At 35.4% G+C, this 20,271-nt stretch carries 19 protein-coding genes; 10 read left to right on the top strand and 9 right to left on the bottom strand.

Annotation, left to right across the window (positions count from 1 at the left end; translation table 11 throughout):
• The first annotated feature begins 73 nt into the window (after positions 1 to 73).
• Positions 74 to 1,090 carry a substrate-binding domain-containing protein gene (locus ACQH1X_RS04365; RefSeq protein WP_425385804.1) on the top strand — a complete coding sequence of 339 codons (1,017 nt, stop codon included), beginning with the start codon at positions 74 to 76 and terminating at the stop codon, positions 1,088 to 1,090.
• Positions 1,091 to 1,379: 289 nt separating this feature from the next.
• Here the strand turns inward: ACQH1X_RS04365 and ACQH1X_RS04360 are convergent, their stop codons facing one another.
• Together ACQH1X_RS04360 and ACQH1X_RS04355 are read right to left on the bottom strand one after the other, a co-directional pair.
• The gene (locus ACQH1X_RS04360; protein ID WP_425385803.1) at positions 1,380 to 2,180 is read right to left on the bottom strand and encodes an ankyrin repeat domain-containing protein; all 801 of its coding nucleotides are present in this window, start codon (positions 2,178 to 2,180) and stop codon (positions 1,380 to 1,382) included.
• Complete coding sequence (locus ACQH1X_RS04355) at positions 2,170 to 2,298, bottom strand: hypothetical protein (RefSeq protein WP_425385802.1); 129 nt, start codon at positions 2,296 to 2,298, stop codon at positions 2,170 to 2,172. Before ACQH1X_RS04355 ends, ACQH1X_RS04360 begins: the two co-directional genes overlap by 11 nt.
• A 128-nt stretch (positions 2,299 to 2,426) precedes the next feature.
• Between ACQH1X_RS04355 and ACQH1X_RS04350 the strand changes: the two genes are divergently transcribed.
• Complete coding sequence (locus tag ACQH1X_RS04350) at positions 2,427 to 3,869, top strand: TrkH family potassium uptake protein (RefSeq protein ID WP_425385801.1); 1,443 nt, start codon at positions 2,427 to 2,429, stop codon at positions 3,867 to 3,869.
• Positions 3,870 to 4,230: 361 nt separating this feature from the next.
• On the opposite strand, the gene mgtE is transcribed toward ACQH1X_RS04350, so the two are convergent.
• A complete protein-coding gene (mgtE, locus tag ACQH1X_RS04345; protein WP_425385800.1) occupies positions 4,231 to 5,601 on the bottom strand; it encodes a magnesium transporter in 1,371 nt (456 codons plus the stop codon).
• 145 nt (positions 5,602 to 5,746) lie between these two features.
• Here mgtE and prfB point away from each other — a divergent pair.
• From prfB to ACQH1X_RS04330, 3 genes are all read left to right on the top strand, one after another.
• A protein-coding gene (prfB, locus tag ACQH1X_RS04340; RefSeq protein WP_425385799.1) for a peptide chain release factor 2 occupies positions 5,747 to 6,851 on the top strand; the annotation gives its coding sequence in 2 pieces (ribosomal slippage) (positions 5,747 to 5,821 and positions 5,823 to 6,851; 1,104 coding nt in all).
• A 72-nt stretch (positions 6,852 to 6,923) separates the two neighbouring features.
• Positions 6,924 to 7,598 (top strand): ankyrin repeat domain-containing protein, encoded by a 675-nt coding sequence (locus tag ACQH1X_RS04335; RefSeq protein WP_425385798.1) that lies wholly within the window; start codon positions 6,924 to 6,926, stop codon positions 7,596 to 7,598.
• A complete protein-coding gene (locus tag ACQH1X_RS04330; RefSeq protein ID WP_425385797.1) occupies positions 7,562 to 8,554 on the top strand; it encodes an ankyrin repeat domain-containing protein in 993 nt (330 codons plus the stop codon). Before ACQH1X_RS04335 ends, ACQH1X_RS04330 begins: the two co-directional genes overlap by 37 nt.
• A 245-nt stretch (positions 8,555 to 8,799) precedes the next feature.
• On the opposite strand, the gene ACQH1X_RS04325 is transcribed toward ACQH1X_RS04330, so the two are convergent.
• From ACQH1X_RS04325 to ACQH1X_RS04300, 6 genes are all read right to left on the bottom strand, one after another.
• Positions 8,800 to 9,282, bottom strand: a complete 483-nt coding sequence (locus ACQH1X_RS04325) for an IS630 family transposase (RefSeq protein WP_252154099.1) — start codon at positions 9,280 to 9,282, stop codon at positions 8,800 to 8,802.
• 28 nt (positions 9,283 to 9,310) lie between these two features.
• On the bottom strand, positions 9,311 to 9,658 hold the full coding sequence (locus tag ACQH1X_RS04320; protein WP_425385784.1) for an IS630 transposase-related protein: 348 nt from the start codon (positions 9,656 to 9,658) through the stop codon (positions 9,311 to 9,313).
• Between the two features lie 528 nt (positions 9,659 to 10,186).
• A complete protein-coding gene (locus ACQH1X_RS04315; RefSeq protein ID WP_425385796.1) occupies positions 10,187 to 10,531 on the bottom strand; it encodes a DMT family transporter in 345 nt (114 codons plus the stop codon).
• Positions 10,532 to 10,547: 16 nt separating this feature from the next.
• Positions 10,548 to 10,862, bottom strand: coding sequence for a DMT family transporter (locus ACQH1X_RS04310; protein ID WP_425385795.1), 315 nt, complete (start codon positions 10,860 to 10,862; stop codon positions 10,548 to 10,550).
• Positions 10,863 to 10,961: 99 nt separating this feature from the next.
• Positions 10,962 to 12,068 carry a D-alanyl-D-alanine carboxypeptidase family protein gene (locus tag ACQH1X_RS04305; RefSeq protein ID WP_425385794.1) on the bottom strand — a complete coding sequence of 369 codons (1,107 nt, stop codon included), beginning with the start codon at positions 12,066 to 12,068 and terminating at the stop codon, positions 10,962 to 10,964.
• A gap of 1,102 nt (positions 12,069 to 13,170) precedes the next feature.
• Positions 13,171 to 16,722, bottom strand: coding sequence for a UvrD-helicase domain-containing protein (locus tag ACQH1X_RS04300; RefSeq protein WP_425385793.1), 3,552 nt, complete (start codon positions 16,720 to 16,722; stop codon positions 13,171 to 13,173).
• Positions 16,723 to 16,803: 81 nt separating this feature from the next.
• Between ACQH1X_RS04300 and ACQH1X_RS04295 the strand changes: the two genes are divergently transcribed.
• The 5 genes from ACQH1X_RS04295 to holA all read left to right on the top strand — a co-directional run bounded on the left by ACQH1X_RS04295 (position 16,804) and on the right by holA (position 20,193).
• Positions 16,804 to 17,670, top strand: coding sequence for a 4-(cytidine 5'-diphospho)-2-C-methyl-D-erythritol kinase (locus tag ACQH1X_RS04295; RefSeq protein ID WP_425385792.1), 867 nt, complete (start codon positions 16,804 to 16,806; stop codon positions 17,668 to 17,670).
• 4 nt (positions 17,671 to 17,674) lie between these two features.
• Positions 17,675 to 18,040 (top strand): Mth938-like domain-containing protein, encoded by a 366-nt coding sequence (locus ACQH1X_RS04290; protein ID WP_425385791.1) that lies wholly within the window; start codon positions 17,675 to 17,677, stop codon positions 18,038 to 18,040.
• Between the two features lies 1 nt (position 18,041).
• Positions 18,042 to 18,851 carry a metal ABC transporter permease gene (locus tag ACQH1X_RS04285; protein ID WP_425385790.1) on the top strand — a complete coding sequence of 270 codons (810 nt, stop codon included), beginning with the start codon at positions 18,042 to 18,044 and terminating at the stop codon, positions 18,849 to 18,851.
• A gap of 131 nt (positions 18,852 to 18,982) precedes the next feature.
• The gene (locus ACQH1X_RS04280; protein WP_425385789.1) at positions 18,983 to 19,171 is read left to right on the top strand and encodes a hypothetical protein; all 189 of its coding nucleotides are present in this window, start codon (positions 18,983 to 18,985) and stop codon (positions 19,169 to 19,171) included.
• Between the two features lie 5 nt (positions 19,172 to 19,176).
• Entirely contained in the window at positions 19,177 to 20,193 is a 1,017-nt protein-coding gene (holA, locus tag ACQH1X_RS04275) for a DNA polymerase III subunit delta (RefSeq protein WP_425385788.1), read from the top strand.
• Positions 20,194 to 20,271 lie beyond the last annotated feature (78 nt).

The raw sequence follows: 20,271 nt of genomic DNA, 5'->3' as shown, positions 1-20,271 counted from the left end.
TTGTCATGCAATTAAAGCTTTTCAGTTTGATTTTTTATTACAATAATTAGATTTATGTTCTTAACTAAAAATAATGCTTAGAAACTTTCTCCTGATTTTTGTATTCGTATTATTCACGCCGCTGTCAAATGCTGATGCCAGGAAATACATCAGAATTGTTGGGTCTTCAACTGTTTTTCCTTTTATCTCATTTGTAGCCGAGGAGTTCAATCGTGTATTCTCTTTTAGGACTCCAGTTGTGGAATCAATAGGAAGTGGATCAGGGTTCAAAATGTTTTGCTCAGGAATAGGGGAAGACACGCCAGACATCACCACTTCATCTCGCCCTATAAAGGAAGTAGAAAGAGAACTATGTAAAAGGAATAAAATTAATGAAGTGATAGAGATCATCATTGGCTACGATGGAATTGTCATTGCAAATTCAAATCAAAGCCATAGATTTGATTTCACAAAGAAGGACTTATTTGAAACTTTATCTGCATATTCTCAAGAAAATGATAAATTAGTAAAAAATAATAAGAAGTTTTGGTCTGATGTAAATCAAGCCTTACCAAAAACAGAAATTGAAATTTATGGTCCACATCAAAATACAGGTACATACGAAACTTTGGTTAATTCTATTATGCTTGATCAATATTCATGCATGAATTCAAGAATTTTTAAAGAGAATTATCAAGATCAGGAAGAAAGAAAGAAAGCATGTGGTAATATAAGGGATGATGGAAGGTATATAGAAGTTGGAATTAATGAAAACATAATAATACAAAAATTGAAAAGTAACAAGAACGCTTTAGGGATATTTAGTTTCAGCTTTTTAATGAGGAATCAAGATAAAATACAAGGAAGCACAATTGCAGGAATTGAGCCAACTTATGAAAATATATCATCAGGAAAATATATATTATCAAGACCTCTGTACCTTTACATAAAGAAAGAACACCTGGATACTGTTGATGGATTCAGAGAATTCATAAAAGAAATTATAGATTCGATCGGCATTGAAGATGGGTACCTATCTAGGCTTGGTCTAATTCCACTTTCAAGTGAAGATATAAAGAAAGCTTCAGCAAAAGTTTATGATATAACGTGACGGCAACACTTCTTGTATCCGTTCAGGATAGCGGCAAGGTAGTATAACCATAGAGTAAAAGTGAGTTTACAACAAATGGTGTCATGCAAGTAGCTGACACTGGAATCTAATTTCGCTTTATGATGGTGTCATTCCAGTGCTTGACACTGGAATCCAGGAAACTTAACTTTACACCAGGTAATAAAAACTGGATCCCAGTGTCAAGCACTGGGATGAAACCCTCCTGGTAGCACAACGTTCGTACAGTTGTGTGTCAGCTACTCGGATGACAGGAGATAATGCAAAAAGTCTATTGATTAACACAACACGACTTGTTTTTGTCTGTAAATACCTTGTCTGCATTTGGATTTTCCAGTTTCTCACAAACCTTAGCAATACCAGCACCCATTAATATAACTGCTGCCAAAACTGCTAAAGCCAGTGCAACTGCAGGATACGCTAGCACATAGGCTGCAACAGCACCAGCTACGCATAGTCCAGTAACACCTAGAGCGATCTTCCCTTTGTGTTCACTCCAGAAGTTTGTATCGTTCTTTTCTGGGGTTTTGTTGCTACCATTTACTGGGGTTTGTTTGCCAGTAGACTCACTGTTTTGTCCCTTTTCTTTTGAAGGAGCCTTTAGAGTATTTATTATCGCTTTCATATCTTCCTTATTTTCTACGTACTGTTCATGAGACTCAGCCCACTCTAATAGAGATTCACCATGTGGAGGCTTTACGTCAACATTAACTCCTTTTGCTATTAGAGCTTCGAATACCCTTAAATTGCCACGCTCAACAGCCTTAGATATTGGAGTATGTTTACCTCCCGCTGCGTTAACATCAGCATTTGCTTCCATTAGAAGATCTACTAGCTCTTTATGTTTAGGATCGCCACATTCCTTTTCAATAGCAATAATCAATGGAGTCAATCCATCTACATCCACTGCATTAACATCAGCCCTTACTTTTATTAGAAAATTTGCCACCTTTGAATCTTCACGGTTAAAAGCAGCTGTTAATAATGTGTGTTTAGATTCTACTCCGTTATTAACAGTAGTAAACACATGATCAAAGCTAAATTTCCCTTTTTTCCACTCTTTAATATGCATCTGAATCTAGTAATAATTGACTTTTTATTGCTTCAATTACGTTATCTTGATTCAGACTGCTGTTAGCACTTGCGAACTTTAATGCTTTGTATATTATTGAAAACTGTTCATACTCCATATCTTACCTCTAATTTATAAACAATTTAATTATCACACATATTTACAAGTAAGTCAAGTGCGCTGTTACAACAAAGTGCTTGACGTTAGAATAGCTTTTATGGTTTTGTATAGCTAGAAAGTAACTCTATGGAACGCTTACGCTCAATTGTATTTATTGTGGGAATATTCCTATTGCTGTTTAGCTTAGCAATGCTTATTCCTGCTATTACCAATAAGTATCTCAGCTACGAATGGAAAAATTTTCTCGCTGGATTCATAATTACCTGCACATCTGGCGTAACTTTTATTTTGCTCGGTAAATTAAGTAGATTGCATGGCATGCCAGCAATTTTTGCGGTTACTAGTTGCACCTGGATTGCCTTGTCTTTGTTTGCAGCTATTCCTTTCTATTTTGATAATCTGAGCTATGTTGATGCATTATTCGAAACGATATCTGGCATCACAACCACAGGGGCAACTATATTTGATGATATTGAAAAGCAATCTCCGGGAATACTGCTGTGGAGAGCAATGCTGCATGGCATAGGTGGTTTTGGTGTAATCACTTTAGGAATTGCAGTTTTTCCTATGCTCAAGATTCTCAGCCTAAATAATTTACTTTATTCTGAATATTCAGATGCTACCAAAAGGAAGTTGCCGAACACGCGAAGCGTAGTGGTTCATGTTACGGCAATATATTATGGCCTAATTTTGTTATGTATATTTTCCTATTATCTAGTTGGTATGCCACTGTTTGATGCAATATGTCACGGAATGTCCGCTGTATCAACTGGTGGATTTGCTAACTATAATGATTCTATAGGGCACTATAATAACCCTATGTTAGAAGTCATAACGATCATTTTTATGATTTTGGGTTCTCTGCCTTTTCTTAGCTATTTAAAAATTATAAGACGGTTAGACATTTGCTATGACGAACAGGTCTCTTACTTTGTTAAGATAGTTATTGTTTCATCTTTATTTGCTTGTTTTTGGTTGTATAAAAATGTTGATTTAGGAGTGTCATTATCATTTAGATGCAGCACATTTACTATCACTTCCTTGATTACGTCAACTGGTTATGCAATCTGTAATCATATAGATTGGAGCTTCATTTCAGTCTTAGCTTTTTTTCTAACCTTTGTTGGTGGATGTAGTGGTTCTTCAAGTGGTGGCATCAAAATCTTTCGTTTGATCATTTTTCTAAGGTCTATAGAAAATCACTTTCGCCTTTTATTAAACCCAGGCGCAGGCAATAGGGTAAAATTCAATGGAAAAATTCTGGAGAATGATGAAGTTCACTCTGTCTTTATATTTTTTGCAATTTTCATGTTAACGTTTACCATTTCATCAGTAGTGATGTCTTACTTAAGCAATGCGGACTTTATAACTAGCATCAGCTCAGTCTCTGCAACGCTTACAAACTCTGGCCCGGGATTTAGTAATTTAATAGGCCCTTCAGGTAACTATTCTTCTTTCAGTAATGAAGTAAAATTATTTCTATCGTTTTTAATGCTGCTTGGCAGACTTGAAATATTGCCAATCTATTTTTGTATAGGCAATTTATTCTTATTTAATAGAAAGAAATAGTTGGTGAAGTTGTGAAACTTGATATTATAGCTAAACTGACTTACGACAATTTGAAAAACGACAAATTCGTCATTCCGCTACTCGTTAGCGGAATCTATGCCGAGATACCGCGAATAAATTCACAGCTGTACGAACATTGTCTATCAGGAGGGTGTCATCCCAGTGCCCAGACACTGGGATCCAGGAATTTTATTAAGTTGGTAAGCATAAAAGTAGCCGTTTTATGTTACAATACAACGTTTTGATGATTATGAAAAGGCTGGATTTCAGACTGGAATGACACCATTCGCTGTACAGTTTACCTTTAAAAATGAATGTTCGTACAGCTATGGAATAAATCGCGGTATAGCTATAGATAGTGTCAACTGTTTAATAAAAAGATCGTAGCTAAACCAAGAAATATAAGAGCTGAGAGAATATCAGTTGTTGCCGATGTTAGGATTGAAGAAGAAACGGCAGGGTCAGACTTTAAACGATGAAGCATTATAGGAATGAAAGTTCCGATGAACGTTGCAATAATTGACATCATAATCATGGAGACCACAAAAATCATCTCCACTTTGAAGCTGTGAAACCTTATTGCTAACACTACTAATGAAATAGTAGATAAGATCACCCCGTTTATAAGACCTATTAAAAATTCTTTCATCAGTACTCTTTTTGCATTTTGCTCAGTTAGATATTTTGTTGCGATTGCCCGGATGGTTAGCGTTACTGTTTGGGATCCTGCATTTCCGCTCATTGATGCAATTATCGGCATGATTATTGGCAGTACTATAAAACTTTTTATTACATCATCGAAAAAGCCAACTACTATGGAACACATTGTTGCAGCTAAGAGGTTAAACAGTAACCAAGGTAGCCTTTTAATTATAGTTTTATGTATAGGGGCATTTATATCGGCTTTAGAAGATACACCGCTTATTTTGAGTACATCCTCTTCTGTTTCTTGTTGAACAACTTTTATCACATCTTCAATTAAGATCACACCTATAATTTTACCATTCTTATTTACTACCGGAGCTGATAATAGAGAGTAATCTTTAAATATTCTTGCTACTTCCTCTTGGTCTACTCCAGTTTTAATGATTTTTATGTCATGATCCATTATCTCTTTTATTATTGTGTCTCCTGAGTGAGATATTACCTTATTTAAATTAACACTGCCTATAGGCTCTAATTTTGAGTTGATAATGAATATCTGGTAAAATTTTTCTGGTATTTTTTTATAGTTGCACACAAATTCTGTCAGTTGATTTATTGTCCAATAATATGGAGCTATAACCATATCTTTATGTATTAACCTCCCTGCACTTTCTTCTGGGTATGATAGCAACTCCTCTACTGATTTCTGAGTCTTGCTGGGCAAATAGTAAAGTATATTTTCTACAGACTTTCTATCTAAATCTTTCACTATGGTTACTATATCTTCTACATCAAGGAGCATTAGTAACTTTGCTGTATTTTCTATTCCCAATGTTTCTATGATCTTTATTTGTAAATCTGGCACTACATGCACTAGGGCATCACTTAACAAATGTTGATCGAGGATATTAACTAGTTTCTCCCTGTGATCACTGATTGAAGTAGATAAAAAATAAGCTAACTGAACGCTATCTATCGTTTTTACAATATTACGAACATTTTCTAGCTCATCGTTATCAAGTGACTCTATTAAGTCATCAATAGCCTTTTTGTCTAAACCATAATGAGAACTTATTTTAATATTCATTATTTTACCTTTAAATATACGTGCTTGATTCCGTTGAGCATTAAAGTATAATAAAATTATTTCAAATTAACTACTATATGGTTAAATTTCTATTTTGTTTGCTGTTATTGTTAGTAATAGTAAATATATTAAAATCTAAAGTATAATGAAAACTTATTCAGAAATTCTTGAACACTTTCAAAGCTTAAATAAAAGTATTTCTCTTATCAGGAGGTGTCTTTGACATAGAAAAATTAAAGTCGCGTCTTGAAGAGCTTGACTCCCAAGCTGCAGATGATGATCTGTGGCAAGATAACCAAAAAGCACAAGAAATTTTAAAAGAACGTTCTAAAATTAAGAATGACGTAGAGTCGTTTTTAAAGCTGGAAAGCGACTACAGTAACGCTATCGATTTAATGAAATCCGCTATTGATGAAAATGATGAAGAATTTTTCTCCGAAGTTGAAAATGAACTGGTAAAGTTAGAAAAATTAATCAAGTGTAAAGAAACAGAATCCTTATTTACTGGTGAAGCAGATAACAATGACTGCTTTTTAGAAATCCACTCAGGAGCTGGCGGAACCGAGAGCAATGATTGGGCTGAAATGCTGATGCGCATGTATGTAAGATGGGCAGAAATTTATCACAACTTTAAAGTTGAAGTTATAGAAAAATTAGAAGGAGAGTCGGTTGGTATAAAGTCTGCAATGATAAAAATCGTTGGAGAAAAAGCTTATGGGTGGGCAAAAAGTGAAAGTGGAATTCACAGGCTGGTTAGAATATCGCCGTTTGATGCAAATGGTAAACGTCATACCAGTTTTGCAAGTGTAGGAGTAACTCCAGTGATAGAAGATTCAATTGATATTGCTGTGGATGAAAAGGATCTAAAGATCGACACCTACCGTGCTTCCGGAGCAGGCGGTCAGCACGTGAACAAGACTGAAAGTGCGGTACGCATTACGCATATTCCAACTGGTGTTGTAGTTCAATGCCAAAATGGTCGTTCTCAACACAGAAATAAGGATGAGGCGTTAAAATTACTTAAAGGACGTTTGTACCAAATTGAACTGGAAAAAAAAGAACAAAAGATGGCTGAAGAGTATGGTAAAAAATGCGATATAGGCTGGGGTAATCAGATCAGATCGTACGTTATGCATCCATATCAAATGGTGAAGGATTTAAGAACTGGACATGAAGTGGGTAATATAAATTCTGTTTTTGATGGTAATATAGACTGTTTCATAGTTAGTGTGCTTACTAAGCAAAATTAAGAGTTCATCTGGAGTTGACTTTCTTGCCATAATATATGATAATTAAAATGTTGTTAAAGTAGGAGTAAAGTTATGACAATTGAACACGAGCAGTGGGAAAGAATGCTAAGTGCAATTGATGCTGACAAAAATTTAAGTAAAGATAACGTAATTGGGAAGATAAAAGAGAAATTATCACAATATTCAGATGAATATAAAAAGTGGGATAAGGCTAGTTTTAATGTAAATCACCTGTTTCACGCTGTTGATAAGCCCGATAATCCATTTCTTCGGGAGGATGATGAGTGTACATTATTACATTTAGCTGCTCGTAATAACCTAGAAAATATAACGGAAGCTCTACTGGGAGTAGAGGGAATTGATGTTAATGCAGCAGATAGACTGCCTGTATGGACTCCTTTACATTACGCTGCTCGATTTAACAGTGAAAAAGTAATAGATATTCTACTAAAGGCGGAAAAAATAAATATCAATGCAGAGAGTTGTAGAAAGTGTACTCCTTTGCATATAGCTGCTCACTATGACAGTGGGAAAGCAATAGACACTTTGCTAAAAGCAAAAGACATTGATGTTAATGTAAAAGATCAAGATGATAAGACCCCTTTACATTGTGCTGCTCAATTTTGCAATGAAGGGGCAACGAGCGCTCTATTGAGAGCAAAAGACATTGACATTAATGCAATAATAAAGATAACAAAACTCTTTTACATGTGGTTGCCTCAGAGTCCTTTGGTGGAGAAGCCTTAAATATTCTGATAAAAGGAGGGGCAGATGTTAAAGCGGTAGATAAGGATGGGAATATTCCTCTACATTTGGTCGCTTCACATTATAACGATGAAGGAGTTGTAAAAGCTCTAATAGAAAACGGGGCTGATGTTAATGCAAGAAATCAAGATAGATATACTCCTTTGCATTCTGCTGTTCAAGGTGGTTGTACACGCACAGTGAAGACTCTAATAGAAGAAGGAGCAGATGTTAAAGTGGTAAATAAAAATGGAAGTACCCCTTTACATTTGGCTGCTTCACGTTATAACGATGAAAAAATTGTAAAAGCTCTACTGAAAGTAGAGGAAGTTGATATTAATGCGTTAGATGAAAATGAATGGACTCCTTTACATTTGGCTGTTAGACATGCAAGTTCAGATATAGTGAAAATCCTAATAGAAAACGGAGCGGATGTTAATGCGGCAAATAAAGATGGAAGTACCCCTTTACATTTGGCTGCTACTCATAACAAATGGGTAGTAGGTGTTCTAATAGACAAAAAATCAGACCTTTTCTCAAAAGATAATGAAGGTCGAACTCCACGAGACTTAGCTGAAGATGATGATACAAAGAAGCTTTTGAAGGTAGCAGAAGAAAAACAACTTGAAAAACTAAGCAAAAAAACAGATTTACCGCAAGATGATAAAGATACAACACGCCTTTTAGGAAAAACAGAACCTACATCAGCAATTAAAAACGGTATTATTGCCGGCTGTGCAACTGCGGCACTTAGTACTGCTATAGCAGTGACACTTTTTGCAACTGGGACAGTTGCAGTTGAATTAATGTCCGTAATGATAGCAGCAGCTATAGTTACAGCAGCGGCACTAGTGGCTGGTGGTGTAACCTATATGATGTTAAAGCCTAGCACTAAAGTGGAAGAAGCAAAAGAAGCACAAAACGTAAATGAAAAGAAGGAGCTGTGTAGAGAAGGTTGACACAGTTGTTATAAATTTCCACTAGGCAGCCAGTGCCCAGACTACTTGGATCCAGAAAACTTAACTTTATACCAGGTAATAAGAACTGGATCCCAGACTGGGATGACAAAAAAAGGAGCACTGGAATGACACCATTCGTTGTGTTTAACAAAGTTCGTACTTAGCTTCATGTTAGCCATAAACATTAAGAAATTTACCAAGCGAAAAAAAGGCAAAAGAAGCTCCGTTGGTGACTATAGTATTTTCTAAAATGAATGATAAATTTCCATTATGGTATTACCAACCAAAAGTTGTAAGTCTGTACATTTATACATTAGAGGTCTGAGGCGGCTTTTGATGGTATGCCAACAGTGTTCTATGGGATTCAAATCTGGTGAATATGTTGGAAGATACAGCACATGACAGCCAAAAGACTCTATTAATGATTTTGTTTTAGTGGTCTTATGAAATGTAGCATTATCCATAACTATGGTTGTGCCAAGTGGCAATTTAGGTAATAACATCTTCTCCAACCATATATTGAATACCTCTTTGTCACACCCACCTTTGAAAGTCATTGGTGCAATAAATCTCATTCCAATCCACCCGGCTACTATACTGATTCTCTCTCGAGTTCTCCCTGGAATATCTGCATAAATTTTCTTTCCTCTTGGAGCACGTCCATATTCTCGGTATAATTTATTATCAACTCCTGCTTCATCTATATATAAGATGCTGGAATGGTCTATTTTTGAGATTTTATCAATAAACTGCTGCCTATCTTCTTGATTGCGCTCTTGATATAGTGTGACTTTTTTTTAAAGTAATTTTTAGCTGTTTTAGTCTATACCAAATTGAATTTATTCCAAATCCAAGATTTTGTTTCATCTCTGCCAGAGTATGATCTGGATTCTTTGTAACATATTCTTCGAGTATTTTTGGGTCTATTTTTCGAATAAAGCTGCCGTTTTTAGATGGCTTGAGGCTTTCACCAGCAGCTTTCTTTTTTAACCAGCGGTACAAAGTTGCTATTCCTATCTCCAGAAGCTCTGCCACCTCAACCTTCTTCTTCCCTTTTCCTATCATCGATATTGCCTTTTCTCTTAAATCCACACTATACGCCATTATAACCCAAATACCTTATTATACCTTTATCATTTACTTTGGGAAATACTATACTATAGTTATTTATATGTACTTCAAAATATTGGCGTTTTTTATTCTAAACGCTGCAATTTAGCTGCTTTTAAATGCAACTAACCTAAATTATAAACGTTAAGAAATTTACTAAGTGAAAAAAAAGGCAAAGAAACCCCAAGGTAGCTAGTATTCAAGTTCTCCCTTGTCTATTTGACGTCTTTTACTGTCTTAAACGCTATATAAGCGCGTTTCAGCTTATATAGGTAGAAACCTAGAAGTTTTATAAAGACATGAGGTGCACATAGTGCAAAAATTAAGCATGACTTACGCCAAATACATTAAGTTTTTTGTCATTAATCCACTGCAGAGATTGCGAAGATAAATAAATAGCTTCAGTTTCATGGTAAGAGGGCTGACGGAGTTTGTCAAGCTATTTTTTGTAGCTCTCATAAGCTGGATTCCAGTTGCATGACAAGATGGAGTGCCTTTAGCGTCATCCCAGTTTGGGATCTCTTATTCCATTTTATCAACAGTTTTTTTTGCAGTATCAAACAATTTTAATCCTATAATCCCGAATGTAACTAAAATAAAGCATATTACTTCGAATAAATTAACTGGTTCATTAAATAGGTAAACTCCAAGTATCGAAGCTCCTATAGCGCCCACTCCAGTCCAAATTGCATAGCATACTCCGATAGGTATAGAACGTGTAGCGAGCGAAAGTAAATACGTACTAAGAGCCATGGAGAATATGCTAATTATTGATGGTACAAGATGAGTAAATCCATAACTATGCTTAAGTGTTATGACCCAGAACACTTCAATTAGTGACGATAAGAGTAAATATATCCAATTCATGCATAAATTTTTAGGTTTAAATAGAGAGCTTTAGCCCTATGGTTCCTATTACAATTAAAACGATACATAAAACTTGAGATAAATTAATATTCTCTGTGAAAGCGGTTGCACCAATTATAGTTATTCCAATTGTGCATATTCCAGAGGAAACTGCATAGCATACTCTAATAGGTAGAAAGCATGCTGCAAGAGATAAAAAGTAAATGCTAATGATCATAATTACCAATGTTGCAATCGAAGGCACAACTTTAGTAAAACTGTTACTAAACTTTAGCGTTACAGCCCACAGTACCTCTAGGATACTGGACAGCAACAAACATAACCAGCACATTTTCGTAACATTTCAATCTTGTATTGTAACAGAAATTGTTAGTTAAAACTACACTAAAGTGCAATAGATCTCTCTTTCGAAATTACTTTAATATCAAACTTAAAACAACATTCTAAAAAACTTTTCTACGAAATTCAATTCCTGTACGTCATTTGCTGCATAAAGTGGTGTAGTTTGTTGTTCAATGCCTGGTATTTCTACAAAAACTTTGCCCACTTCTTGACCTTTTTTAATTGGTGCAGGTATCATATCTTTATATTCAATACGCACCTTAATTTGGTCATGCAATTTGCGGTTGTAAGTTATGGTAACATCGTTTGCAACTGTGACAGGCACTTTTCTATCTTTTCCATAGAGAACATTTACTTCCTCAACTACACTGTCTTTAACGAATATTTTCTTAGTATTAAAATGATTTAAGGAGTATTGTATCAGTCTTTTTGCTTCTTCTATTCGCTCTTTCTCAGTGTTTAAACCATTTACGACAGCAAAAATTCTCCTATCATTTCGTTTTGCAGATGCTACAATGCCGTAACCACCAGCATTTGTATAACCGGTTTTTAAACCGTCAACCCCAATGTCGTGAAAAAGTAGAAAATTTTTATTCTTTTGTGCAATTTCATTATATGTCAAATATTGTTCAGAAAATAAATCATAATATTCAGGAAAATCGGTGAAAATCCTTTTTGCCAGCATTACCAAGTCTTTTGCGCTCATGAAATGATCTCCATCTGGCCACCCGCTTGAGTTGACAAAATGACTGTCATTCAGATTCAAATTTTGTGCAACCTCATTCATTTCAGCCACAAAATTCTCTTCTGATCCTGCAATGCCCTCAGCTAGTGTTATGCAGGCATCATTACCTGAGACTATTGTAATTCCTTCAAGTAATTCCCTCACCGTAACAAATTGACCTTCTTTCAAAAACATAGAAGAGCCTTTTCTTTCCCACGCTTTTCTGCTTACTCGAAATTTATCCTCCATATTTATTATTCCAGCTTTTAGATAATCGAAGGCTATATATAAAGTCATTAGCTTGCTCATTGAAGATGGGGCCATTTTTTCATCGGAATTATGGTCAAAAATGAGCGAGTCTGAAGCTAAATCTAAAACTACTGCTTGCTTTGCTTTGGTTCTAAACTGGTATGAGTATGAAGAAAAAGGAAGTATAAAAACTAATAGCAAAATTACCAATCTGCTTAACATATTTATAATTTTAAATTTACAGTGTGCTAATTAATAGTATAATTTTACAGGGGCATTTCAATAGATCTCTTACATAAAAATTCCTTGACACATTTCGCCAGCCCCCTTATCATGGTACTGGAGGTATTCATTTATCTTCAATCTGTGCAGATTAAACGACAACAGTATTACGTAATTGGCGTCTTATTTTTAATTTTTTGCACTATGAGCACCTTATGTCTTCACAACATTTCTAGGTTTTTACCTATATAAGCTGAAACGCGCTTATAAAGCGTTTAAGACAGTATAGAACGCCAATTTGCAGGATTAGAGAGTGACAACTAGCTAACACGGGATAACGGGATATCTTTTGCCTTTTTTTCTGCTTAGTAAATTTCTTAAATATTTATGACTAAAGGTTAGTTGCATTAAAAAGCAGCTGAGTCGCGGTTATTAGACGTTTAAAATATAAAAAAACGCCAATGTTTTTAAATAGATATTAATCGGGGCTTCTTTTGCCTTTTTTTTTATTTGGTAAATTTCTTAATGTTTATAGCTAAAAGAGCCCAAGAGAGGTGTCATTCCAGTGCCCCTGTGATGTCATTCCAGTGCTTGACACTGGAATCCAGTTTTCCATATAATCTCATCGAAAACGTTGTAACCACTTTCTATGCTAGTTTGCTTGTTTACAAGCAAACTTTCCTGGATCCCAGTGTCTGGGCACTGGGATGACACCATTCTTTTTCCTGGATTCCAAACTGGGATGACAGCTAGCCTGACAATCGTCATCCTGCTACGTGTTAGCGGGATCTATGCTTTGAGATACCGCGGCGGTATGACGGTTCGCGGTGGCATGACGATAAGCTCGTCCAAAAGAATCATAGCTGGGTTAACTTATATTACTTAGCTTTAAGATAGCTATCTGAGATCCCGCTAACACGTAGCGGGATGACGAGAAAGGAGTGGCGGTATGACGATAAGCTCGTCCAAAAGAATCATAGCTGGGTTGACTTATATTACTTAGCTTTAAGATAGCTATGCTGAGATCCCGCTAACACGTAGCGGGATGACGAGAAAGGAGTGGCGGTATGACGTAGTAGCTATCTCTTGTAATCAAATTTTATCAAAAGTTAGATTGCAGAGTTAAATCTTCTACCCAAATAACCACACACTCTACTTGCTTGTTTGGATATATTTCTTGTACTAAGGTTTTATAGATCAACATTTGCTTTTTTATTTCATTTAATGAGGAAACAGAAACGTTACGGTGTGATTTGTAGTCAATTATGATTGCTTTATCTTGCGTTATGCATAGCCTATCTAGTCGTACTAATACTGACTTGCTATCAATTGTTCCACTCAGTGTAATCTCTGATTTGCCTTCCAAGTCAAACAAATAGCCATATTTTTCATTAAAGGCTAATATTTTACTGTAAATTTCATCCTTATCTTCACTGATGTTGATGTTATCAAGGTATTTTCTGACCCAATTTTTTCTCCTTTCTTTTTCTATCTTGGGCATATACTGCAATATGCTGTGAATTATCAGACCTCTTGTATAACCATCTGTCATCCCAGTGCTCCTTTTTTTGTCATCCCAGTGCTCTGACACTGGGATCCAGAAATTAGATTCCAGCGTCACGCGCTGGAATGACGAAAGAGAGTGCTGAAATGGCACCAGAGAGTGAGCTGACACTTGTTCTCCTTCTTTTTCACTGGATCCCAGTGTCAAGCACTGGGATGACATTGAAGAGTGGGCTAAAGCTGGTGGAGGTGAAATCACTGGAACGTCAAAATAATCACGTTTTTTATAAATGTAAGGGTAGTTTGCATTCACACATAGCACTTCAACTTTTTCTTTAAATATTGGCTGTAAGTATGCTTGTTTCTTTTCATATGGTTCTCCATGCTGAGTGATTAGATCATACCAAGAGCCCTTTTGCACTGGCTCTTTACTTAAGATGTATAACTCATCTTCAGCACGCGTGAGTGCTACGTATAATAAACGCAAATATTCATTATAATCCTCTAGTTTTTTCTCTCTTTTTACTTGATCGCAATAAGCGTTGTTGTTTTTTCCACACCAAAATGGCACTTCTGCTCCATCAAAGATAATGCTTTCACTGTTTCTTGGCACTGTGTTTGTATCAACCAAAAATACTATGGGAGCTTGCAGACCTTTTGATTTGTGAATTGTCATTATTCGCACAGCATTGCGTTCTGATTGCATATCATTCTTAATCTCCGGGTTATTCTCCTTGATCCACTGAACAAACGCTTGAAGAGATGGGTTTTTAAATTGCAACACAAGGTTCATAAATTCGTCTAGAACCTCGAAGCACTCAAGACCTAGCCTTGCAGCAAATTTCTTCTTACCTGTACGCAATATATGTGTAAATAGTGCAAGAGGAGACTCTATGCGAGATAAGTTAATGAGATAGTTTAATTCACTATAGATAACCACAGAATAATCCTGAATTCTTTCCCATAGTGAATGCTCTTTACGATCATATGCAATGTTAAATAAATCATCCTCGGTAAAATTAAATAGTGGTGATTTTAAAGCATTTGCAAGAGCTAGATCATTTGCCTGGAGGAGTAAAAACTCGGCCAAAGCTATTAAGTCCTGCACGGCTATATAGTCCATAATTCTAAAATAATCTCGGCCTACAACTGGCACGTTTGCTTTTTTAAGTTCGCTTATTATGTAATCAACTAACACGTTTCGTTGTCGTACCAAAATCATAATGTCTCTTGGTTCTATATGGCGATCTTTAGCGACTAAAATCCGCCCTTCATTCAACCAATTGTGAATTCTGTTGGCTATTGTTTGAGCAAGTAATCGATCTGCTATTGTATAACCTTCCCTGCATGTCAGAGGAATTTGTAAAGCTTGCTGTTCTTTCTCTTTGCGCCTTGGTAACGCTGGCCAAATTTCAATATATCCTTGATCATTTTCTCTATGTGGAACATGTTTTATTTCATTATCAACAAAAGATATTTCTGCGCGGAAGTTATTAAATAATCTGTCTACAAGTGTTAAAATTTCTGGAGTTGAGCGAAATGACTTTTCAAGTTGGCATGATATCCAATCTCTGCCACCAGTTTTCGTATGAAAGTATTGTTGCATGTAGTTGAATAGATGGGGATTTGCTCCTTGAAATCTGTATATGGATTGTTTTACGTCACCAACTACAAATAAGGTTCGCTTTTCATCATTACCGGCAAAAAATTCATCGCAGAGATTTGTTATAATTTTCCACTGGCTGATGCTATTGTCTTGTGCCTCGTCAACAAGGATGTGATCTATTTTTTGATCCAAGTTAAACAATATCCAATCTTTGTAGTTTGGATTGCTGAGAAGATTTGTTGCTAAGTCAATTATATCATTGTAGTCAAGCAGTGCATTTTTTGATTTTTCACTATTATACAAATCAACATATACTTTAAATACACCAAGTAAGCTACTGGTTCTCTTGAATATTTGATAAGAGTTCATGTCTCTTATATGGGTAAATACTACATTCTGAACGCTCTCTATTATTTGCTCTGCATCTTTGAATTTCTCCAAAATACTTTTTGTTGCAATGGATGATATGCTCTTTTTTTCGTGCGATTCTGATTTTAGAAATACCTTGGCTAGGTTTTCTATTTTGGTGTCATTCCACTTTATTCCGGTGTCATCCGAGTAGCTGACACTGGTTCTTTTTTTCTGGATTCCAGTGTCAAGCACTGGAATGACAGTAGAATAAAGTATTGCACTATAACTCTGATCTCTTTTACTGCCTTCACTTAATATCTCGGCTAGTCTTTCCACGTGCTCAATTGTTTCACTCTGTAAGTCATGAATTTCATCTGGGGCGCTCAATTTATCTTTGATATATTCCGAATCATTTGCTGACGCAAATCTTTTTACACATAAAGTATAAAGCAAATCGCGTAATTTATTTTCATCAATTTCAGTTGCAATGAAGTTTATACTATCTTGCACAGCCTCATTATGAAGCACTTTATTGAATATGATGGAATGTAATTCTTTACATTCACTCAGCGTACAATTTGGGGCGATGCCAGCTTCTATGGGAAAGTTGGAAATTAATTTGTAACAGAAAGCGTGTATGGTTTGTATAGTTAAACCAAGATTTTCCAGTTCGGAGAAAAGCCTTCTTGCTCTTGTTAAATAACGATCAAGTGCTTCATTTTTTCTGGATCCCAGTGTCACGCACTGGGATGACAAGTAGGGGTGCTGGGATGACATCGAAGGGTGGACTACTGGATTTTTACTTAAATCGTGGTTATGTGGTGCTATCACCTCAGCATCATTCTCCGTTATTTCTGCGTCATCCCCTGTCATCCCAGTGCGTGACACTGGGATCCATTCTTTTTTTTTACTGGATTCCAGCGTCACGCGCTGGAATGACATTGGAAAGAAATCTAGTTGTTCTAAATCTGCTATCAACACACTCTCTGAGCATATTGCCCACTTACTGAGTATGCTGTGAATGCGATTCTCCATCTCGTTTGCTGCAGCATTGGTGAACGTTAAGCAAAGAATATTTCTTTTGTTTTCTAATAAAAGTCTCAATACTCTGTCTATTAAGATTTTTGTTTTGCCTGTACCAGCGGACGCATTTACCCATACAGAGAAATTAGGATTTATGGCATTTGATCTCATCAGAAGTGCAAAAACCTTATAGAAGTTGACTAAAATAGCATTATACATATAATGTAAAAATAGTGTTAGTGAAGATATATAATGAAAAGTTTGTGTGTAAAGGCGCCTGCAAAAATCAATCTTTTTTTGCATGTTGTAAATAAGAAGGAAACAGGATATCACTTGATTGAGGGTTTGTTTGTCTTTGCTAATCTCTCTAATTTTTTGGAAATAAAAGTAGGTGAGAAGGATTCTAGATACGATAACTCTACAGTTGAATTTATAAACTCCGAGTCTAGAATAAATAACCAGTATAACACTGTAATGAAAGCGGTTAATCTGCTGCTTAGACATGCTCCTGTACGCACTAAAGTCACTGTAAGGGTTGTAAAAAACATACCAATTGCTGCAGGACTTGGTAGTGGGTCCTCAGATGCTGGAGCTGTGGTACGTACGCTAGGGAAGCTGTGGGAGATTGATAGGACGATTTTAAATGAAATAGCCTTAAACGTTGGTGCTGATGTTCCAGCAAGTGTAGATAGCAAGCCTGTTTTTGTTAGAGGTATTGGCGAAGAATTGTGCTATGTCCAAAAATTTTCCTTACCCACAAATGTGGTGCTTGTGAAACCGAAAAAAAAGTTTTTGAGTACACCAGAGGTATTTTCCAAACATGAAGGAGAATTTTCTGAGCCAATTAAATGGAGCGATGACGCTGAAAAGGATTTGTTGAAGCTTCTTAAAGAGACGAGAAACGATCTTCAAGAAATAGCAATAAGCCTTGTACCTGAAATTAAGGATGTGATATCAACACTTAAGTCACAAGAAGGCTCTATACTTTCTCGCATGTCAGGCAGTGGTGTATCATGCTTTGGAATATTCGATAGTGAGGAAAATGCAAAAGCTGCTGCAGCTAATATCAGAAAAAAGCAACCAGAATGGTGGGTATGTGACACTCAATTAATAGTTTGACTTTATGGATATAACTCCCTTGATTTCCGAGAATAAAAATCTTATAAATGGTTACAGGGAAGGAAAATTTTTGGTGAATAATAGAGAATATTGCGGCTCAATTATAGTTTTTCCTGAAAAGGTGATTAAATTGAAAGAAAGTGATATAAATAGCAAGGAACATTTTAAATCTTTTTTAACAGAGGAAATAGAAATTTTGATAATAGGTACTGGTAAAACACGCAATATACTAAGTTCTTCAGTGAAGTCCTATCTTATGGAACAAAAAGGTTTAAATTTTGAATTTATGACAACCGGTGCAGCATGCAGAACCCATAACATTTTGATATCCGAAGATAGATTTGTTGTCAGTTATCTAATAGCCATATAGCATGCTTGAAATGTTTACCCAGGACTTTTTCATCAACAGTCTAGTTGCAGTAGTCGTAATTAGCCTAGTAACAGGCGCTTTAGGATCGTTTATGATATGGCAAAGGTTATCTTATCTTGGTGATAGTTTGTCCCATTCTTCATTGCTCGGTGTTGCACTTGCTTTGATTTTTAAGATTAGCCCATCGCTTAGCATAATGCTCATTGCAATTACATTTGCTATACTACTTTCTCTTAATTTTAACAGATTATATTCTGCTGATACGATATTGAACATTGTTACCAATGTAGTTTTATCATCGAGTTTAATACTTATGTCTTTTTTTCCATCTGGCAATAATAGTATTATTAGCTCACTGTTTGGTGATATATTAATGCTCGATCAAAGTGATATAGTATTGATTTTTTTAACCTCTGTAATAGTTACTTTGATATTAATATTTAGATGGCGTTATTGGTTAATGATTTCAATTAATCAAGATTTAGCAGTAGTTGAGAAGATTAATGTTAATTTTGTTAGACTAGAATTTTTAATCACTCTTGCTATATTTATAGCAATTGCTGCCCAATTAATAGGAATATTACTCATTGCTGCATTTTTGCTAATACCAGCAGCATCTGCAAGGCTCATCTCAAAAACTCCGATGCAGATGATTATTGTTGCAACAGTTTTTTCTGTGATTTCTGGGATATCGGGTCTGATGTTATCTGCAAGTTTTGATTTATTAACTGGACCTGCAATTATACTTGTTGCAGCTGTATATTTAATTATCGCTTATTTTATAAGGCTAGTATTAAGCAGGTTGGCTTAATTTTAATCTCGAATGTTAATAATTTTGTAATATACTCATTATAAAACATCACTATCTTAGCACAAAATAGTCTTTGCTATATTATTGTTTATGTGCTAATGGTAAGGTGTTAATTTTATGGAGTAAGCAATATGAGCGAAGAAGGATTTTTTTCCAAATATATATCTCAACCTGTGAAAAAATTTTATAATTATATTACAGGAAAAACAGAAGAGTCGGATAATGTGCAGAGTACGGCAGATGATCTGCACAATATTGCGCAAGAAAACTCAGAGTCTTTGGATACTCATGTACAATCAAATGAGAATGATATCATATAGGTGGCATGAGGGTCACACCATCCAAAGTTAAAAAATTCCTAGAGAAACCTGATGCTTTAAGTGGTGTGTTAATTCATGGAAGTGATAACAGTAGGGTTGATTTTTATGTACAAGAAATAATTGTCAGTTTGGATGAGTATTCAGCTCAGGTGATGGATTTTGCAATAGTAAATAAGTCACCCGGTTTACTGTTTTCTGAATTGGCAAACATTTCGATATTTACCAGCAAAAAATTAATTAAGCTGATAAATGTGAGTGGAGGTATATCCAAAGAGTTAAAAAACGTATTGGATCATAACGCAAGTGGTCACTATGTAATGATGGTAGCAAGTGATCTTCTACACAATTCTGCAACCAAAAGTTATATGGAGAGTTCAAAAATTTTTGGTGTAATTGCTTGCTATAAAGACAGCAACAGCAATCTTTGTGACATTATATCAAGTTACTTAAAACAAAATGATATAAAATGCACAAATGAGATAATCTACCATTTGCAATCTTACTTTAACCATAGAAAGCTGCCTATATGTTCAGAACTTGAGAAGTTAGTTTTGTATCTAGGGGAGAGAAAAGACCTAAAACTTACTGATATAGAATTATGCTTTTCAACTTCCGGCAACGACTATGCTACACTTGATGATCTATGCTCTGCCATAGCAAGTAAAGATATGTCGCGCTTCATTAGAATTTCTGATGCATTGATATCACAAGAAAATTTTTCACCGATAGCGCTGATTCGCATTATATCAAATTATTTCCTACGCCTTGAAAACGTTTTGCTGTCAGTGCAAGGTGGAATGAGTGAGCAGGCTGCGATTGATCAGCTGAGCCCTCCATTGTTTTTTAAACAATTGCAGAGCTTCAAATCTCATTTGAAAAGTTTGCAACTTTCAGAACTTAAGAAGATCTTGGAAAAATTGATAAGCTTGGAAGTTACCTGTAAAAAAACTGATTTAGATCATAAAATGATTTTTCAACATGAGATTTGTCATATTACAAATACAATTACTTGCTATAGCTAACAAAGATAAGGTGTAATCAGACTGCATTCTGTGGTTTTTAGCAAAACACGATCTTTCATTTGAGCTTTCTTCAATTTA

The organism is Wolbachia endosymbiont (group A) of Barypeithes pellucidus (assembly GCF_964030885.1).
Lineage (GTDB): Bacteria > Pseudomonadota > Alphaproteobacteria > Rickettsiales > Anaplasmataceae > Wolbachia.
This window is presented reverse-complemented; position numbering and strand designations above follow the sequence as displayed.

Coding starts and splice junctions, on each gene's coding strand:
- ACQH1X_RS04355 (WP_425385802.1), bottom strand. CDS start 2,298: ATGGAGTATGAACAGTTTTCAATAATATACAAAGCATTAAAGTTCGCA.
- ACQH1X_RS04300 (WP_425385793.1), bottom strand. CDS start 16,722: ATGAGATCAAATGCCATAAATCCTAATTTCTCTGTATGGGTAAATGCG.
- ACQH1X_RS04280 (WP_425385789.1), top strand. CDS start 18,983: ATGAGCGAAGAAGGATTTTTTTCCAAATATATATCTCAACCTGTGAAA.
- mgtE (WP_425385800.1), bottom strand. CDS start 5,601: ATGAATATTAAAATAAGTTCTCATTATGGTTTAGACAAAAAGGCTATT.
- ACQH1X_RS04315 (WP_425385796.1), bottom strand. CDS start 10,531: ATGAATTGGATATATTTACTCTTATCGTCACTAATTGAAGTGTTCTGG.
- ACQH1X_RS04305 (WP_425385794.1), bottom strand. CDS start 12,068: ATGTTAAGCAGATTGGTAATTTTGCTATTAGTTTTTATACTTCCTTTT.
- ACQH1X_RS04295 (WP_425385792.1), top strand. CDS start 16,804: ATGAAAAGTTTGTGTGTAAAGGCGCCTGCAAAAATCAATCTTTTTTTG.
- ACQH1X_RS04335 (WP_425385798.1), top strand. CDS start 6,924: ATGACAATTGAACACGAGCAGTGGGAAAGAATGCTAAGTGCAATTGAT.
- ACQH1X_RS04285 (WP_425385790.1), top strand. CDS start 18,042: ATGCTTGAAATGTTTACCCAGGACTTTTTCATCAACAGTCTAGTTGCA.
- ACQH1X_RS04290 (WP_425385791.1), top strand. CDS start 17,675: ATGGATATAACTCCCTTGATTTCCGAGAATAAAAATCTTATAAATGGT.
- holA (WP_425385788.1), top strand. CDS start 19,177: ATGAGGGTCACACCATCCAAAGTTAAAAAATTCCTAGAGAAACCTGAT.
- ACQH1X_RS04365 (WP_425385804.1), top strand. CDS start 74: ATGCTTAGAAACTTTCTCCTGATTTTTGTATTCGTATTATTCACGCCG.
- ACQH1X_RS04350 (WP_425385801.1), top strand. CDS start 2,427: ATGGAACGCTTACGCTCAATTGTATTTATTGTGGGAATATTCCTATTG.
- ACQH1X_RS04360 (WP_425385803.1), bottom strand. CDS start 2,180: ATGCATATTAAAGAGTGGAAAAAAGGGAAATTTAGCTTTGATCATGTG.
- ACQH1X_RS04310 (WP_425385795.1), bottom strand. CDS start 10,862: ATGTGCTGGTTATGTTTGTTGCTGTCCAGTATCCTAGAGGTACTGTGG.
- ACQH1X_RS04320 (WP_425385784.1), bottom strand. CDS start 9,658: ATGGCGTATAGTGTGGATTTAAGAGAAAAGGCAATATCGATGATAGGA.